This window comes from Marmoricola sp. Leaf446 (genome assembly GCF_001424755.1).
In the GTDB taxonomy this organism is placed as follows: Bacteria; Actinomycetota; Actinomycetes; order Propionibacteriales; family Nocardioidaceae; genus Marmoricola.
Map to the genome: position 1 here is coordinate 228,876 of NZ_LMRF01000001.1, position 16,968 is coordinate 245,843.

Consider the following 16,968-nt stretch of genomic DNA (forward strand, 5'->3'; position numbering starts at 1 on the left):
TAATGGCCGGGAAATACCACGGCCCTGGATAGGTGGAACACCATGGCGCAAAAGGTCAACATCGTGCTCGTCGACGACATCGACGAGACCGAGGCGGACGAGACCGTCTCCTTCGGGCTCGACGGCAAGGAGTACGCCATCGACCTGAACACCGACAACGCGACCAAGCTGCGCGAGGCCCTCGCGCCGTACGTCGCCCACGCCCGCCCGGTGAGCGGCCGCGGCGGCCGGCGCAGCAACGGCGGCTCCTCGCGCACCGCCTCGACCTCGAGCGGCCCCGCGCCCGCCGAGATCCGGGCCTGGGCCCGCGAGAACGGCTTCGACGTGCCCGAGCGAGGCCGCGTCTCGGCCGAGGTCCGCGACGCGTACGCCGCGGCGCACTGACCCCACAGCGCGACCAGCACGAGCCGGGTCCGGACCTCCGGGCCCGGCTCGTCGCGCGTCCGGGGCCGCCCGGTCCTGCGACTCCCCGAGGTGCCCGCCCCTACCCTGGCGCCATGAGCGCCGACCGGACCGTCTTCGACCCCACCGACGCCGACGTCAACGCCTACAAGCTGCTGAACTCGCTGGTCGTCCCGCGGGCCATCGCCTGGGTCTCGACGCTCGACGAGCACGGCCGGGGCAACCTGGCCCCGCACTCGTTCTTCACCGTCGCCAGCGGCCGGCCGCCGGTGGTGCTGTTCAGCTCGCTGGGCCACAAGGACACCGTCACCAACATCGAGCAGACCGGCGAGTTCGTGGTCAGCCTGACCTCGGAGGAGCTGGCCGACCAGGTCAACGCCAGCAGCGCGCCGTTCGAGCACGGCGAGGACGAGGCCCGGGCGCTCGGGATCGCCACCGAGCCCTCGCAGACGGTGGCGCCCGAGCGGGTCGCCGCCTCCCCGGCCTCGATCGAGTGCCGTCTCGAGCGGATCGTCGAGGTCGGGCACGCCTACGTCGTCTTCGGCCTGGTCACCACCATCACGGTGCGCAGCGACGCGCTCGAGGACGGCGTCCACCCCGCGATGGAGGCGCTGCGGCCCGTCTCCCGGCTCGGGCGCGACGAGTGGGGACGCCCGCCGGAGGTGTTCCGGCTGACCCGGCCCGAGAAGCCCGAGGACGTGCTCTGAGCCGGACCGGGGGCACGACCGGCGGCACGCCAGGCGGTCTGCCCGACGGGCTGACCGACCGTGCCCCGGCCCTGCCCGGCCGCGCCGTCATGGACCAGGTCTGGGGCGACCTGTTGTTCCTGCACTGGCGGGTCGACCCGGCACGGGTGGAGCGCTGGATGCCGCCGGGCGCCCGGCCCGACGTCCATGACGGCTCGAGCTGGGTGGGCCTGATCGGGTTCGAGATGCGCCGCGCCGGCTTCGGCCTGGGCCACCCGGTGCCCTACCTCGGCGACTTCTCCGAGATCAACGTCCGGCTCTACTCCACCGACGACCAGGGGCGTCGCGGCGTGGTGTTCCGGTCGCTGGAGACCGAGCGGCTGGCCCTGGTGGCCGCGACCAACCCGGTGGGGGTGCACTACCGCTGGGCGCGGATCCGGATGGAGCGCTCGGCCGAGGGCACCGGGCGGATCGGCTACACCTCCCGCCGTCGTACGCCGCCCGGCGTCGGTGCCGCGACCGACTTCGCGGCCCGGACCACCGACGAGGTCGTGCGCGACCCGCTGTCGGTCTTCCTCACCGCCCGCTTCGGGATGCACCACCGCGTCGGCTCCCGCCCGCTGTGGGTGCCCAACACCCACGAGCCGTGGCCGCTGCGGCGCGCCGAGCTGCTGCACTGCCGCGACGGCCTCGTCGCCGCCGCCGGCCTGCCAGGAGTGACCGACGACCCGCCGGAGTCGGTGCTGTGGTCGCCCGGCGTGCGCACCCAGTTCGGCCGCCCCCGGCTGTGAACCCGCGGCGTGCCACGTGCAGCCGCGCCGTTGTTCGCTGACAGCGATAACCGGCTTACCCCGGAACACGTAGGCTGAGCCAAGGGTTGAACCGGCCGTGCGGGTCGCACTGGCCGACCCCGCAGAGTCCCGAGGAGATACGCATGTTCGAGCGGTTCACCGACCGAGCCCGACGAGTCGTCGTGCTGGCCCAGGAAGAGGCCCGCATGCTCTCGCACAACTACATCGGCACCGAGCACATCCTGCTCGGCCTGATCCACGAGGGCGACGGCATCGCCGCCAAGGCCCTCGAGAGCCTGGGGGTCTCCCTGGAGGCCGTGCGCGCCCAGGTCGAGGAGATCATCGGCCAGGGCCAGCAGGCCCCCAGCGGCCACATCCCCTTCACCCCGCGCGCCAAGAAGGTGCTCGAGCTGTCCCTGCGCGAGGCGCTGCAGCTCGGCCACAACTACATCGGCACCGAGCACATCCTGCTCGGGCTGATCCGCGAGGGCGAGGGCGTCGCCGCCCAGGTGCTGCACAAGCTGGGCGCCGACCTCAACCGGGTCCGCCAGCAGGTCATCCAGCTGCTCTCGGGCTACCAGGGCAAGGAGCAGCAGACCGCGGGCACCGCCCCCGAGGCCGCTCCGTCGTCGTCGCTGGTGCTCGACCAGTTCGGCCGCAACCTCACCCAGGCGGCCAAGGAGGGCAAGCTCGACCCGGTCATCGGTCGTTCGCAGGAGATCGAGCGGGTCATGCAGATCCTGTCCCGCCGCACGAAGAACAACCCCGTGCTGATCGGCGAGCCCGGCGTGGGCAAGACCACGATCGTCGAGGGCCTGGCCCAGGACATCGTCAAGGGCGACGTCCCGGAGACGCTCAAGGACAAGCAGATCTACACCCTCGACCTGGGCGCCCTGGTCGCCGGCTCGCGCTACCGCGGTGACTTCGAGGAGCGGCTGAAGAAGGTCCTCAAGGAGATCCGCACCCGCGGCGACATCGTGCTGTTCATCGACGAGATCCACACCCTCGTCGGGGCTGGTGCGGCCGAGGGCGCGATCGACGCCGCCAGCATCCTCAAGCCGATGCTGGCCCGCGGCGAGCTCCAGACCATCGGGGCCACCACGCTCGACGAGTACCGCAAGCACCTCGAGAAGGACGCCGCGCTCGAGCGCCGCTTCCAGCCGATCCAGGTCAACGAGCCCTCGATCGCGCACACCATCGAGATGCTCAAGGGCCTGCGCGACCGCTACGAGGCCCACCACCGCGTCACCATCACCGACGAGGCCCTGGTCTCGGCGGCGACGCTGGCCGACCGCTACATCTCCGACCGCTTCCTGCCCGACAAGGCGATCGACCTCATCGACGAGGCGGGCTCGCGACTGCGCATCCGCCGGATGACCGCGCCGCCGGACCTGCGCGAGTTCGACGACAAGATCGCCGAGGTGCGCAAGCGCAAGGAGGGTGCGATCGACGGCCAGGACTTCGAGGCCGCGGCCCGCCTGCGCGACGAGGAGAAGCAGCTCATCCTGGCCAAGGGCGAGCGCGAGAAGCAGTGGCGCGCCGGTGACATGGACGTCGTGGCCGAGGTCGACGAGGAGCTCATCGCCGAGGTCCTCGCCGTCGCGACCGGCATCCCGATCGTGAAGCTCTCCGAGGAGGAGTCCTCGCGGCTGCTCAAGATGGAGGACGAGCTGCACAAGCGGGTCATCGGCCAGGAGGAGGCCGTCAAGGCGCTCAGCCGCGCCATCCGGCGTACTCGCGCGGGTCTGAAGGACCCCAAGCGTCCCGGCGGGTCGTTCATCTTCGCCGGGCCCTCGGGCGTCGGCAAGACGTGGCTGTCCAAGACGCTGGCGGAGTTCCTCTTCGGCGACGAGGACGCGCTCATCCAGCTCGACATGTCGGAGTTCAGCGAGAAGCACACCGTCTCGCGGCTCTTCGGCTCGCCCCCCGGGTACGTCGGCTACGAGGAGGGCGGCCAGCTCACCGAGAAGGTGCGGCGCAAGCCGTTCTCGGTCGTGCTGTTCGACGAGGTCGAGAAGGCCCACCCCGACATCTTCAACAGCCTGCTGCAGATCCTGGAGGAAGGTCGCCTGACCGACTCCCAGGGCCGGGTCGTGGACTTCAAGAACACCGTCATCATCATGACGACCAACCTCGGCACCCGGGACATCTCCAAGGGCGTCAGCCTCGGCTTCAACCAGTCGGGCGACGAGGGCACCTACGACCGGATGAAGAACAAGGTCTCCGAGGAGCTCAAGCAGCACTTCCGGCCCGAGTTCCTCAACCGTGTCGACGAGATCATCGTCTTCCCGCCGCTGACCAAGGACCAGATCATCGCGATGGTCGACAACATGGTCGCCTCGGTGGAGCTGCGGATGAAGGACCGCGACATGTCGCTGGAGCTCACCCAGCCCGCCAAGGACCTGCTCGCCACGCGCGGGTTCGACCCGGTGTTGGGCGCGCGGCCGCTGCGTCGCACGATCCAGCGCGAGATCGAGGACGTGCTCGCCGAGAAGATGCTCTTCGGCGAGGTCGGCCCCGGCCAGATCGTGCTGGTGGGCGTCGAGGGCGAGGGCAAGGAGGCCGTCTTCACCTTCCAGGGCAACCAGAAGACCCAGCTCCCGGACTCCGTGCCGCTCGAGCCGGTCGGTGGTCCCGACGACAGCGACGGCCCCGTCGACATCCCCAAGGGCGAGGGCCTGGGCGACTGACCCACCCCGCTCCCGCTCCACCCCGACACCCCGCAGGCCTCGCCTGCGGGGTGTCGTGCGTCCGTGGGCGGGGCGCTAGCCGGGCAGGCCGTACCGCCCCTCCAGCCGTACGACGAGCCCGTCGGCCAGCAGGCTCGCCAGGGCGCGCTCGCGCTGGACCGGCTCGGGCCAGGCCTCGGCGAGGCGGTCAGGCGACACCGAGCCGGGGGCGTCGCGCAGCACCGCCATCAGCCGGCCGCGGACCTGGCGGTCGGTGCCGGCCCAGGCCTGGCCGCGCCGCGGTGGTCCGTCGTACGCCGGGCGGCCGGCCGCCAGCCACGCGCACCGGTCGGCGACCGGGCAGTCGCCGCACCGCGGGGAGGCGGCCGTGCAGACCAGCGCGCCGAGCTCCATCACGGCGATCGCCCAGGTGGGGGCCTCGTCCTCGCCGGGCACCAGCGCCTCGGCGCGGTCGCGCTCGGCTCGGGTGACCGAGGGGCCGGGGTGCTCGACCCCGCCGACCGCCCGGGCCAGCACCCGCCGGACGTTGGTGTCCAGGACGGCGTGACGCGCTCCGAAGCCGAACGACGCGATCGCGCTGGCGGTGTAGTCGCCGACGCCGGGCAGCGCGAGCAGGTCGTCGTAGGAGCCCGGCACCTCGCCGTCGTGGTGCTCCACCACCGCGACCGCCGCGGCGTGCAGCCGCAGCGCTCGGCGGGGGTACCCCAGCCGGCCCCAGGCCCGCACCGCCTCGCCGACCGGCGCCGCCGCCAGGTCCGCGGGGGTGGGCCAGCGCTCCAGCCACGCCTCGAAGACCGGCAGCACCCGCGCGACCGGGGTCTGCTGCAGCATCAGCTCGCTCACCATGACGCGCCACGGGGTCGCGCCCGGGCCGCGCCACGGCAGCTCGCGGGCGTGCGCGGCGTACCACGCCAGCAGGGGCTCGTGCAGGTCGCTCATCGCCGCCGATCCTCGCCCGCGGCCCCCGGGCCGCACCACCCGGGGTCGCTCCCGGTGCGCCCGGCGTTGCTCCCCCGACGGGGGCTCGGCGCTCGGTACGGTGCTCGGCATGGCTGCCGCTCCTCGACCTCGTGGACGGCTGCCCCGGCGCGTCTACTGGGTACGCCGCACCCTCGTGGTCGTCGTGGCCCTGGCCGTCGTGCTCGGGCTGGTGCAGCTCGTCCGCGGCCTCGCGCCCGACGACGCTCCCGCCGAGCAGGCCGCCACCACGAGCGGCGCCACCCGGCCGACCCCGCAGGCCCAGCCGTCCTACGGTCCCGTCGCCGTGCAGGGACTCACCCGCAAGCAGCGCCGCCAGGCCGTGCAGGCTGCCCCGACGGGCGAGTGCCGCCCCGACGAGATCAGCGTGCTGCCCGTCGTCGACAAGGCCGAGGCGGGTGGCCGGATCCAGATCCGCCTCGACCTCCAGGGCACCCAGCCGGCCTGCACCTTCGAGGTCTCCGCGGAGTCGCTGGTGGTCAAGGTCGCGACCGACGAGGGCGTCCGGTTCTGGTCGACCCAGGACTGCGCCCGGGCGGTGCCGACGAGCGACGTCGTGGTCCGCAGCTCCCAGCCGACCTCGGTCACCGTCACCTGGAGCGGCCGGGCCTCGGACACCGAGTGCACCGACCAGCCGGCCTGGGCGCTCCCCGGCTTCTACGAGGTGTACGCCGCCGCCGCCGGCTCCTCGCCCACGGACGTGCCGTTCGAGGTCACCCGGCCCGCGGTGCGCTACGTGACCGAGACGCCCAGCCCCACCGCGACACCGACCGAGAAGGCGTCCGGCACGGCCGAGCCCCGGCCCACGCCGTCACCCTCCCCGTCGGCCAGCCCCACCCGCTAGCCCACGCGGGGCCGGGCCAGGGCGGCTCGGACGGGTCAGACGTAGCGCTCGAGGATGCTGGACTCCGCGAGCCGCGACAGCCCCTCGCGGACGCTGCGGGCCCGCAGCTCGCCGACGCCGTCGACGGCCTGGAGGTCCTCGACCCCGGCCGAGAGCAGCTTCTGGAGCGTGCCGAAGTGCTCGACCAGGCGGTCGACCACGGTGGCGGGCAGCCGGGGCACCTTGGCCAGCAGCCGGTGACCGCGGGGGGTGACGGCGCCGTCGAGGTGCTCGCCCTGACCCAAGCCCAGGGCCCGGGCCACGCAGGAGATGTCGACCAGGTCGGCGGGGGAGAGGCCCTCGAGCTCGGCGAGCACCTCCTCGACGGTGTGGGTGCGACGGCCGCCGGCCTGGTAGTCGCGGACGACCAGGGCGCGCTCGGCGTCGACCCCGGTGACGAGCTCCTCGAGCTGCAGCGACAGCAGCCGGCCGTCGGTGCCGAGCTCGTTGACGTAGTCGTCGATCTCACGGGCGATCCGGCTGACCATCTCGAGGCGCTGGGCCACCACCGCGACGTCGCGGACGGTGACGAGGTCCTCGATCTCCAGCGCCGAGAGCGTGGAGGAGACCTCGTCGAGGCGGGTCTTGTAGCGCTCCAGGGTCGCCAGGGCCTGGTTGGCGCGGGCCAGGATCGACCCGGAGTCCTCCAGGACGTAGCGGATGTGGCCGACGTAGATCGCGATGATCTGCATCGACTGCGACACCGAGATGACCGGGGCGCCGGTCTGCTTGGCCACCCGGTCGGCGGTGCGGTGCCGGGTGCCGGTCTCCTCGGACGGGATGGTGTGGTCGGGCATCAGGTGCACGTTGCAGCGGTGGATGCGGCTGATGTCGCCGTCCACGACGATGGCGCCGTCCATCTTGGCCAGCTCGCGCAGCGCGGTGGGCGAGAACGGCACGTCGAGGGTGAACCCGCCGGTGAGGATGCCCTCGACCTCCTTGTCGTGGCCGAGCACGATCAGCGCGCCGGTGCGGCCGCGCAGGATGCGCTCGAGACCGTCGCGCAGCGAGGTGCCGGGGGCGATCACGGCGAGGGTGGCACGCAGTCGCGCGGCGTCGTCCGGGCGCTCGGGACGGTCGGAGGCTGCCACGGCCCGGAGTCTAGTGCAGCGTGAAGGGTCGACCCGTGTCGCCGCGGGACGACGGGTCCTCCCGCTGCAGGCCCAGCAGGTCGAGCGCCCGACGGACGTGGTCGACCTCCACCACCCGGAGCCCGTCGAGCACCTTGCTCTGGCCGGCGCTGCGCGGCGTCTCGGCGGGCATGAAGGCCTGGCGGAACCCCATCCGGCCGGCCTCGGCCAGCCGGGCGCCGAGGTCGCGGACGCGGCGCAGCTCACCGGACAGGCCGAGCTCGCCGATGGCGACGATGTCGCGCCCCAGCGGCCGGCCGAGGTAGGCCGAGACGATGGCGAGGGCGATCGCCGCGTCGTTGCTGGGCTCGGTGAGCCGGGCGCCGCCGACGCTGGAGACGAAGACGTCGTGGGCGTGCAGCCGGATGCCGGCGTGCTGCTGGAGCACGGCCAGGATCAGCGCCACTCGGGCGTTGTCGACGCCGGAGCAGGTGCGACGGGGGCGCTCGTTGGGGCTGTGCGTCACCAGCGCCTGCACCTCGCTGAGCAGGGGGCGACGCCCCTCCATGCTGACGGCGACGCAGGTGCCGGGCACGGGGCCGTGGCGGGCGTCGAGGAAGAGCCCGGTCGGGTCGGTGATGGCGACGATGCCGGTCGCGGAGAGGTCGAAGCAGCCGACCTCGTCGACGGGCCCGTAGCGGTTCTTCACCGCCCGCACCATCCGCAGCCGGCTGGTGCGCTCGCCCTCGAACTGCAGCACCACGTCGACGAGGTGCTCCAGCACCCGCGGGCCGGCGATGCTGCCGTCCTTGGTCACGTGGCCGATGATCACCAGGGTGATGTTGCGCAGCTTGGCCATCCGGATCAGCGCGGCCGAGACCTCCTTGACCTGCGTGACCCCGCCCGGGACGCCGTCGACGTCGCCGGCGCTGATGGTCTGCACCGAGTCGATGACCAGCAGGGTCGGCTTGACCTCCTCGACGTGGCCGAGCACCGCGCCGAGGTCGGTCTCGGCGGCGAGGTAGAGCTCGGGGAAGATGCCGCCGGTGCGGTCGGCGCGCATCCGCACCTGCGCCGCCGACTCCTCGCCGGTGACGTAGAGGACGCGGTGGCGCAGCCGGGCGGTCTGCGCGGCCACCTCGAGCAGCAGCGTCGACTTGCCGACGCCGGGCTCGCCGGCGAGCAGGATCGCCGCGCCGGGCACGAGCCCGCCGCCGAGCACCCGGTCGAGCTCGGGCACGCCGCTGCTGCGGGCCTGGGAGTCCTCGATCGGCACCTCGCCGATGGGGCGGGCCGGGGCCGTGACCGGGCCGGCCTGCACCCGGCTGCGCGGTGCCGAGCGCTCCACCACCGTGCCCCACGCCTGGCACTCGCCGCAGCGGCCCACCCACTTGCCGGTCTCCCAGCCGCAGTCGCTGCACTGGTAGGCCACCTTGGGGGCGCGACCGGAGGCCTTGGACGACGGCCGCGAGGAGGACTGGGCAGGGGTGCGGTCGGAGCTCGAGAAGGCCATGGCGGCACGCTAGGCCACGGCACCGACAGTCCGCGGGAGCCACCGACGGGCCCGCTGCAGCCGGGGCGTGTCGTACGGTTGGATCGTTCCAGACCCGCCCAGGAGACCCATGAGCCAGCCCATCGACCGGCGCGTGCCGCGCACCGAGGTGCGCGCGCGCCCCGCGGGCCCGCCGACGCTGGCCACGGTGGCCGACGAGGCGGGCGTCTCGCGCCAGACCGTCTCCAACGCGCTCAACAACCCCGACCTGCTGCGGCCCGAGACGCTGGAGCGGGTGCAGGAGGTCATCGAGCGGCTCGGCTACTCGCCCAACCGCGCCGCGCGGCAGCTGCGCACCCGGTCCTCCCACCTGGTCGGGCTGCGCTTCGAGCCCGCGCAGGAGGGCACCAGCAACGCGCTCATGGACCGCTTCCTGCACAGCCTCGTCGCCGCGGCCTCCCGCACCGGCCACCACGTGCTGCTGTTCTCCGGCGACCCCGACGACCCGCTGGACGGCTACGACGACCTGCTGCGCTCCACGGCGGTCGACGCGTTCGTGGTCACCGACACCTACGCCGGCACGCCTCAGGCGGGCTTCCTCAAGGACCGCGACGCCCCCTTCGTGACCTTCGGCCGCCCGTGGGAGGACCCCCACGCCGACCACGCCTGGGTCGACGTCGACGGGGCTGCCGGTGCTCGCGCCGCCACCCGGCACCTGCTCGAGCAGGGCCACCGGCGGATCGCCTGGCTGGGCTGGGAGCGCTCCTCGCGCATCGGGCAGGACCGCCGCAGCGGCTGGGAGGAGACCCTGCGCGCCGAGGGACTGGACCCCACCGGCCTCGGGGTCCGGGTCACCGACAACGTCGACGCCGCGCGGATGGCCACCCACCACGTGCTCGACGACCCGAGCGTGACCGGGTTCGTCTGCGCCAGCGACACCCTCGCGCTGGGGGTGCTGCACGCGCTGGCCGAGCGTCGGCTGCAGCCGGGGGCCGACGTGGGCGTCGTCGGCTTCGACGACTCCGCCGCCGCGCAGGTCGCCTGGCCCGGTCTCACCTCGGTGCGCCAGCCCCTCGAGGACGTCGCCGTGGCCCTGGTGCACACGCTGCACGACGTGCTGGCCCACCGTCCGGTCGCCGAGCAGGGCCGGATGCTCGAGCCCTCCCTGGTCGTGCGCCGCTCCAGCCTGCGGGGCTGGACGCCGTAGCGCTCAGAAGCCCCGGCTCCACACGTTGACGGCGTAGTCGACGCTCGTGCCCCGGTGGCCGGCCAGCGCCTGCTGCGCCACCTCGGGCGGGAGCTCGATGCGCACCACCGCCTCGAGGTCCTCGCGGGAGTCGAAGGTCCACGCGGTCCGGACCGGGTGACGCGACCACCCCTGGGCGTGCCAGAACTCCTCGACCTCGCGCGGGTCGACCATCGGGTAGCCGCGGCGGAACCACGCGCCGAAGGTCGAGCGGGTGGCGTCGTTGTCGATGACGAAGGCCCGACCACCCGGCCGTACGACGCGGTCGAGCTCGCGCAGGCCGGGCTCGCAGCCGGGGCCCAGGAAGTAGGCCCAGCGGGCGTGGACCACGTCGACCGACGCGCCGTCGAGCGGCAGGTCGGTGGCCGAGCCGTGCAGCACGGTGACACCGGGGAGCCGACGCGTGCGACGCCGCGCCACCGCCGCGAGGCCGGAGTGGGGCTCCACGCCGACGACCGAGCGGGCGGAGCCGGCCAGCAGCGGGAGGTGGAAGCCGGTGCCGCAGCCCACGTCGAGCACGTCACGCCCGGCCCAGCCGCCGAGGCGGCGCATCGTGGCCAGCAGCGCGCCGGCCCGGTCGAAGGCGCGGTTCTCGACCTCGTAGACGTCCGCGTGGTGCCAGATGTTGGGGCTGGGGATCGCCCCGGGAGCCAGGTCGGGCTCGGTCACCGGACGGTCGTGACCTAGAGGCGGACGAGGCCGTTCGGGGTCTGGAACTTGGCCGCGGTGATGCCGGGCGTGCCGTTGGGGGCGACCCACTCGACCTTGACGGCCTCGAGCGGCTGGTCGACGGACTGGCCGAGCCACTCCGAGACCCGGGCGGGGTCGCCGGCGATCTCCAGGCACTCCAGCGAGACCGCGCCCGAGGCGCCGCTGCCGGGGTGGTCGGCCGAGGCGATGTCCCACTCGATGAAGAAGGGCAGCTGCGGGTCGGCCTGGAGCCCCTTGACGCCGAGCTGCTTCCAGAGCAGCTCGGTCCCGTCGGGCCGGTGCCGGTTGCCCTTGACGGCCTCGCGGCCCAGGCGCTGCTCGTGCGGCGCGATGTCGTCGACCGCGACGACCCACCCGAGCCAGCCGCCGCCGAGCTCGGAGCGGGCACGCACGGCCTGGCCGAACGGCGCCTTGTCCGAGGCGGGGTGGTCGAGGACCTCGACGACCTCGAGGTAGGTGCCCTGGGTCAGCGGCAGGATGGCGTTGCGGGTGCCGAAGCGGGGGTGGATGCCACCGGAGCGGAACTCCTCGCCCAGCAGCTCCCCGAGACGTTCGGTCGTGCCCGCGAGTCCACCCGGGCCGGCTGCGAAGACGATGTGGTCGAGACGCATGCCTGATTCTGACCCGGGTATCGAAACCGGGTCACACCGGGGGTGCGGTGTCGCGCAGCGTGTGCGCGGGTGGCGGAAGGCCGCCACGGCGCGGCGGTGCGCCGGGGCGGGGCGCGGACGGCGTCAGCGACGCGGGTCGGCGGGGTGCAGGGCCAGGGCCGAGCGGGAGCGCAGGTGGCGTTCGCAGGCGGCCGCCAGGACGTCGTACGCCGGCTGGCCCATCAGCGTCACGAGCTCCACCGCGCTGGACAGGTAGACCGGCTCGGCGCCGACGTGCGCCTCGGTGTTGCCCGAGCAGTACCAGTCGAGGTCGTGGCCGCCCGCGCCCCAGCCGCGGCGGTCGTACTCCTCGATGCCGACCTCGAGGTAGGTGGTGCCGTCGGGCCGCTCGACGTCGCGGTAAGTGCGCCGGATCGGCAGCTGCCAGCACACGTCGGGCTTGGTCTCCACGAAGTGCACGTCGCGGTCCAGCGCCAGCCCGTGCAGCGCACAGCCGTAGCCGGCGGCCGAGCCCCGCGGGTTGTGGAAGATGCAGGCGCCGTCGACGACGCGGGTCTTGCGCGCCCCGTCGGCGTCGGTCTCCACCCAGCCCTTGCGGGTCAGCCGGCCCCGCTTGTCCAGCGCCCGGTCGCGGTGGTGCCAGTGCGCGTCGTCGAGCCGGTCGACCCAGACCTTGACGCGGTCCTCGTCGTCGCGGTCGGAGAAGTGCGCGCCGAGCGTGCAGCAGCCCGCGTCGGGCGCGGTGTCGTAGATGCCCTGGCAGCCCTCGCCGAAGATGCACGTCCAGCCCGACGTCAGCCAGGTGAGGTCGCAGCGGAACACCTGGTCGGCGTCCGCGGGGTCCTCGAACTCGATCCAGGCACGGGGGAACACCAGGTCGACCTCGGGCACCGGGTCAGCCTAGGCCAGCCCGGGTGAGCCGCCCGCGGCGCGCCGTGCACCCCGGTAGCCTCGGCACATGCGCCTCGGTGTGCTCGACATCGGCTCCAACACGGGGCACCTCCTCGTCGTCGACGCCTACCGCGGGGCGGCGCCGCTCCCGGCCTCCTCGGCCAAGGAGCCGCTGCGCCTGGCCGAGCACCTCGCCGACGACGGCACCATCACCACCGCGGGCGTCGACGCGCTGACCGCCTTCGTGGCCCGGGCGCTCGAGCTGGCCGAGGACAAGGGGTGCCAGCAGGTCTTCTCCTTCGCCACGTCGGCCATCCGCGAGGCCGGCAACGGCGAGGAGGTGCTCGCCCACGTCCAGGACCGCACCGGGCTCGAGGTCGTGGTGCTCCCCGGCGAGGACGAGGCGCGGCTGACGTTCCTCGCCGTGCGCCGGTGGTTCGGCTGGTCCTCGGGCCGGCTCGCGGTCTTCGACATCGGCGGCGGCTCGCTCGAGGTCGCCGGCGGTGACAGCGAGGTGCCCGACGTCGCCTGGAGCCTGCCGCTCGGGGCCGGCCGGCTGGCCCGGCGGCACTTCGCGGCCGGGCGTCCCGACGACGACGCGCTGCGCCAGCTGCGGCGCCGGATCCGGGCGGAGGTCGCCGAGGACGCCGGCTCGCTGCTGCGCGGCGGCGTGCCCGACCACGCCGTCGCCACCTCCAAGACGTTCCGCTCGCTCGCGCGCATCTGCGGCGCGGCGCCCTCCAGCGAGGGCCTGTTCGTACGCCGGGTCCTGCCGGCCGACGAGCTGCGCGACTGGGTCCCCAAGCTGGTCGCCATGGACGTCCGGGAGACGGCCGAGCTGCCGGGCGTGTCGGCGAGCCGGGCCCACCAGGTGGTGGCCGGGGCGCTGGTCGCCGAGGCCGTGATGGACGTCTTCGACCTGCCCGAGCTGGAGATCTGCCCCTGGGCGCTGCGCGAGGGCGTCATCCTCGACCGGCTGGACACGCTCGGCTCGGCGGGCTGAGCGCACGTGCCCCTCTTCGGCCTCTCCACCGCGTCGGTCTACCCCGAGCCGACCGCGCACGCCTTCGACTACGCCGAGCGGCTCGGCTACGACGCCGTCGAGGTGATGGTCAGCATCGACGTCGTCAGCCAGGAGACCGACCGCATCCTGGCGCTGCGCGACCAGCACGGCGTCCCCGTCTGCGCGGTCCACGCGCCCTGCCTGCTGATCACCCAGCGGGTGTGGGGCACCGACCCCTGGGTCAAGCTCGAGCGCAGCGCCGAGATGGCCGCGGCCCTGGACGCCGACGTCGTGGTCGTGCACCCGCCGTTCCGCTGGCAGCGCGACTACGCGGCCGGGTTCGTCGAGGGGGTCGCCGAGCTGGAGCGGCGTACGGGCATCGCCTTCGCGGTCGAGAACATGTATCCCTGGCGGGCCACCTCCAAGCGCGAGCTCAAGGTCTACCAACCCGGCTGGGACCCCTCGGAGGAGTCCTACGCCAACACCACGCTCGACCTCTCCCACGCGGCCACCGCGCAGTCCGACCCGCTGGCGATGGCGCAGCGGCTGGGCGACCGGCTGCGGCACGTCCACATGACCGACGGCAGCGGGTCGCCCAAGGACGAGCACCTCGTCCCGGGCCGCGGGGCGATGCCGACCGGTCCGCTGCTGGAGCACCTCGCCGGGCGCGGGTTCGAGGGCCACGTCGTGGCCGAGATCAACACCCGCAAGGCCGACGACCCCGAGGAGCGGGAGTCCGACCTGCTCGAGACGCTGGCCTACACGCGGCTGCACTTCGCGGCGCCCGACGCCGCACCACGTCGTGACTAGGGTCACACCATGAAGAAGCTGATCAACGAGGTGGGGGACGTCGTCCCGGAGATGCTCGAGGGCCTCGTCGCCGCGAACCCCGGGCTGGTGCTGCTGGACGGGCAGACGGTCGTGGTCAGGCGCGACCACGCCGACCTCGCCCGCGACGGCGTGGTGGCCGTCCTCTCCGGGGGTGGCGCCGGCCACGAGCCCGCGCACGGCGGGTACGTCGGCCCGGGGATGCTCACCGGCGCGGTGGTCGGCGACGTGTTCACCTCGCCCTCCACCGACGCCGTGCTCGCCGCGCTGCGCACCGTCGGAGACGCACCGGGTGCGCTGCTGGTGGTCAAGAACTACACCGGCGACCGGCTCAACTTCGGCCTCGCCGCCGAGATCGCCCGCACCGAGGGCCTCGACGTCGAGATGGTCGTGGTGGGCGACGACGTGGCCCTCGCGGCGGAGGGCGACCACGCCGGACGACGCGGCATCGCCGGCACCGTGCTGGTCCACAAGGCCGCCGGCGCCGCGGCGGCGCGCGGTGACGACCTCGCCGGGGTCCGCGACGTGGCGCAGCGGGTCGCCGACGGCGTCCGCTCGATGGGGGTCGCGCTGGGCGCCTGCACCGTGCCCGCCGTCGGCCGCCCCGGCTTCGAGCTGGGTGAGGACGAGGTCGAGTGGGGCCTGGGCATCCACGGCGAGGCCGGCGTCGAGCGGGGCGCGCTCGTGGGCGCCGACGCCGTGGCCGAGCGGCTGGTCGGCGCGGTGGCCGACGACGCCGGCCTGTCCGACGGCGACCGGGTCGTGCTGCTGGTCAACGACCTCGGCACCACCCCGCCCAGCGAGCTCGACGTGGTGGCCCGGGGGGCAGTGCGGGTGCTGCGCGGGCGCGGCGTACGCGTGGAGCGGCTGTGGGCCGGTGCCTTCCTCACCGCCCTGGACATGCCCGGGTGCTCGGTCTCGGTCCTGGCCGTCGACGACGACCTGCTGGAGCTGCTCGACGCGCCGTCGGAGACCTCCGCGTGGCCGGCCGCCCACCGCGGCCGGGTCACGCCGGAGGGGGAGGAGCGGCTCGCGGCCCCGGCGGACCCCGACACCGTCGACCGCACGTCGGGCACCCCGCCCGACGGCCCGCCCGACGGCCCGGTGCGACGTGCCCTGGAGGCGGCCTGCGCCGCGCTGCGCGACGCCGAGCCCGAGCTGACCCGGATGGACAGCGAGGTCGGCGACGGCGACCTCGGCACCGGCCTGGCCCGCGGTGCCACCGCGGTGCAGCAGGAGCTCGACGGCTACGCGGGCGACGCGGCCGGCACGCTGCGTGGCGCCTCGGCGACGTTGCGGAGGGCGATCGGCGGCACCTCGGGCCCGCTCTACGCCATCCTGCTGCTCCGTGCGGCCGCCGAGCTACACGAGCGCGGGGGAGCGGGCGACGACCCCCGCTCCTGGGCCCACGCCCTCCGCGCCGGCGCCGACGGCATCCGCGAGGTGGGCGGCGCCGAGGTGGGCGACCGCACCATGCTCGACGCCCTGGTCCCCCTCGCCGACACCCTGGCCGCCGCCCTCGAGGAGGGCGCCGACGCGACCGAGGCGCTGGCCCGGGCCGTCGAGGCGGCCCGCGAGGGCACCGCCGGCACGTCCGACCGGGTCGCCCGGGTCGGCCGCTCCAGCTATCTCGGCGAGCGCGTCCGCGGGACGCCCGACCCGGGAGCCCACGCCGTCGTGGTCTGGGCCGAGGCGGTGCAGCGCACCCTCGCCTGACGGCCTCGGCGGTGCGGTGTCAGGTCCAGGGCAGCGAGCGCCGGTGCTCCCAGTACGCCGCGGCCGGCTCGGCGACCCCCTCCCACCCGTCCGCCGGGACGGCGAGGTCGCGTGCGGCCAGGTTGGCGCGGAGCTGGGTGGTGGTGCTCGCGCCGGCCAGCACCACGTCGGCCCAGGGCTGCGCCGCGGCCACGGCGAGCGCGACCGCGTCGGGCGTGCTCGACAGCTCCGCGGCCGCCGGGGCCAGGACGCTGCGCGGCCCGGCCAGCCGGCCGTTGGCCATCGCCTCCTTGACCACCACCAGCCACCCGGCGTCGTGGGCCCGCGCCAGCGCGGCGCCGGCGGAGGGCTCGAGCGGGTTCCAGGTCGACTGCACGGTGGAGAACGGCGAGCCGGGCAGCGCGAGGGCCCGGAGCAGCACGTCGGCCTGGTCGGCGCCCGACGTCGAGAGCCCCACCCGGACCCCGTCGGCGGCGAGGTCCCGCAGCCGCCCCAGCACGGCGTCGTCGCCGAGCGCCGGGCTGTCCGAGGTCAGGCTGTGCACGAGGTAGAGGTCGGGCGGGCCACCGAGGGCGGCCAGCGTCTCGGGCCACTGCCGGTCCAGGGTGGTCGCGGTGTGGTCCTTGGTCTCGTGCTCGGCGGCGCCCGGGGCGAACCCGGCGACGTAGGTGTAGCCCCACTTCGACCCGAGCCGCACCTCGCGACGACGGCCCGGGGCGGCGGCCAACCAGTCGCCCAGGAACTCCTCGGCGGCGCCGTAGGACCGGGCGGCGTCGTAGTGGCGCACCCCGGCGTCCCAGGCGGCGTCGAGCACGGCCAGCGCGTGCGAGCGCAGCCGCGGCACGTCGTACCGCTCGGGGCCGGCGTGGGAGTCGAGGTCCTCGCCGTGGCCGAGGTTGAGGTACTCCGGGCGCCCGAGGGCGGCGGTGCCGAGGCCGATCTCGGCGCTCACGGGAGCGGGCGTCGCGGG

16 protein-coding genes are annotated in these 16,968 nt (G+C 74.4%); 9 read left to right on the forward strand and 7 right to left on the reverse strand.

Features of this window, described 5'->3' with window-relative positions:
* Positions 1-42: 42 nt before the first annotated feature.
* The 4 genes from ASG49_RS00980 (at position 43) to ASG49_RS00995 (ending at position 4,569) form a co-directional block, all read left to right on the forward strand.
* Positions 43-384, forward strand: a complete 342-nt coding sequence (locus ASG49_RS00980) for an Lsr2 family protein (RefSeq protein WP_056535913.1) — start codon at positions 43-45, stop codon at positions 382-384.
* Between the two features lie 113 nt (positions 385-497).
* Complete coding sequence (locus tag ASG49_RS00985) at positions 498-1,109, forward strand: flavin reductase family protein (RefSeq protein ID WP_056535916.1); 612 nt, start codon at positions 498-500, stop codon at positions 1,107-1,109.
* An 89-nt stretch (positions 1,110-1,198) separates the two neighbouring features.
* On the forward strand, positions 1,199-1,879 hold the full coding sequence (locus ASG49_RS00990) for a YqjF family protein (protein ID WP_056535919.1): 681 nt from the start codon (positions 1,199-1,201) through the stop codon (positions 1,877-1,879).
* A gap of 143 nt (positions 1,880-2,022) precedes the next feature.
* Entirely contained in the window at positions 2,023-4,569 is a 2,547-nt protein-coding gene (locus ASG49_RS00995) for an ATP-dependent Clp protease ATP-binding subunit (RefSeq protein WP_056535922.1), read from the forward strand.
* Between the two features lie 75 nt (positions 4,570-4,644).
* On the opposite strand, the gene ASG49_RS01000 is transcribed toward ASG49_RS00995, so the two are convergent.
* Positions 4,645-5,508: an A/G-specific adenine glycosylase gene (locus ASG49_RS01000; RefSeq protein ID WP_056535925.1), complete on the reverse strand. Its 864-nt coding sequence runs from the start codon at positions 5,506-5,508 to the stop codon at positions 4,645-4,647.
* A gap of 109 nt (positions 5,509-5,617) precedes the next feature.
* Between ASG49_RS01000 and ASG49_RS01005 the strand changes: the two genes are divergently transcribed.
* Positions 5,618-6,391, forward strand: a complete 774-nt coding sequence (locus ASG49_RS01005; RefSeq protein WP_156384140.1) for a hypothetical protein — start codon at positions 5,618-5,620, stop codon at positions 6,389-6,391.
* Positions 6,392-6,426: 35 nt separating this feature from the next.
* Here ASG49_RS01005 and disA read toward each other — a convergent pair whose 3' ends face one another.
* Complete coding sequence (disA, locus tag ASG49_RS01010; protein WP_056535931.1) at positions 6,427-7,521, reverse strand: DNA integrity scanning diadenylate cyclase DisA; 1,095 nt, start codon at positions 7,519-7,521, stop codon at positions 6,427-6,429.
* A gap of 10 nt (positions 7,522-7,531) precedes the next feature.
* Positions 7,532-9,013, reverse strand: coding sequence for a DNA repair protein RadA (radA, locus tag ASG49_RS01015; protein WP_056535934.1), 1,482 nt, complete (start codon positions 9,011-9,013; stop codon positions 7,532-7,534).
* A 109-nt stretch (positions 9,014-9,122) separates the two neighbouring features.
* On the opposite strand from radA, the gene ASG49_RS01020 reads away from it, so the two are divergent.
* Positions 9,123-10,199 carry a LacI family DNA-binding transcriptional regulator gene (locus tag ASG49_RS01020; RefSeq protein WP_056535937.1) on the forward strand — a complete coding sequence of 359 codons (1,077 nt, stop codon included), beginning with the start codon at positions 9,123-9,125 and terminating at the stop codon, positions 10,197-10,199.
* 3 nt (positions 10,200-10,202) lie between these two features.
* On the opposite strand, the gene ASG49_RS01025 is transcribed toward ASG49_RS01020, so the two are convergent.
* From ASG49_RS01025 to ASG49_RS01035, 3 genes are all read right to left on the reverse strand, one after another.
* Positions 10,203-10,907, reverse strand: a complete 705-nt coding sequence (locus ASG49_RS01025) for a class I SAM-dependent methyltransferase (RefSeq protein WP_056535940.1) — start codon at positions 10,905-10,907, stop codon at positions 10,203-10,205.
* 14 nt (positions 10,908-10,921) lie between these two features.
* A complete protein-coding gene (locus ASG49_RS01030) occupies positions 10,922-11,560 on the reverse strand; it encodes a VOC family protein (RefSeq protein WP_056535943.1) in 639 nt (212 codons plus the stop codon).
* A gap of 123 nt (positions 11,561-11,683) precedes the next feature.
* Entirely contained in the window at positions 11,684-12,451 is a 768-nt protein-coding gene (locus ASG49_RS01035) for a hypothetical protein (protein WP_056535946.1), read from the reverse strand.
* A gap of 67 nt (positions 12,452-12,518) precedes the next feature.
* On the opposite strand from ASG49_RS01035, the gene ASG49_RS01040 reads away from it, so the two are divergent.
* Genes ASG49_RS01040 through ASG49_RS01050 form a run of 3 tightly spaced genes read left to right on the forward strand, consistent with a single transcriptional unit; the run spans position 12,519 to position 15,998 of the window.
* On the forward strand, positions 12,519-13,454 hold the full coding sequence (locus ASG49_RS01040; protein WP_056535950.1) for a Ppx/GppA phosphatase family protein: 936 nt from the start codon (positions 12,519-12,521) through the stop codon (positions 13,452-13,454).
* A 6-nt stretch (positions 13,455-13,460) separates the two neighbouring features.
* Positions 13,461-14,264, forward strand: coding sequence for a sugar phosphate isomerase/epimerase (locus tag ASG49_RS01045; protein ID WP_056535952.1), 804 nt, complete (start codon positions 13,461-13,463; stop codon positions 14,262-14,264).
* 9 nt (positions 14,265-14,273) lie between these two features.
* Positions 14,274-15,998 (forward strand): dihydroxyacetone kinase family protein, encoded by a 1,725-nt coding sequence (locus tag ASG49_RS01050; protein WP_056535955.1) that lies wholly within the window; start codon positions 14,274-14,276, stop codon positions 15,996-15,998.
* Between the two features lie 19 nt (positions 15,999-16,017).
* Here ASG49_RS01050 and ASG49_RS01055 read toward each other — a convergent pair whose 3' ends face one another.
* Positions 16,018-16,950, reverse strand: a complete 933-nt coding sequence (locus ASG49_RS01055; protein WP_056535957.1) for an aldo/keto reductase — start codon at positions 16,948-16,950, stop codon at positions 16,018-16,020.
* Positions 16,951-16,968: the final 18 nt, after the last annotated feature.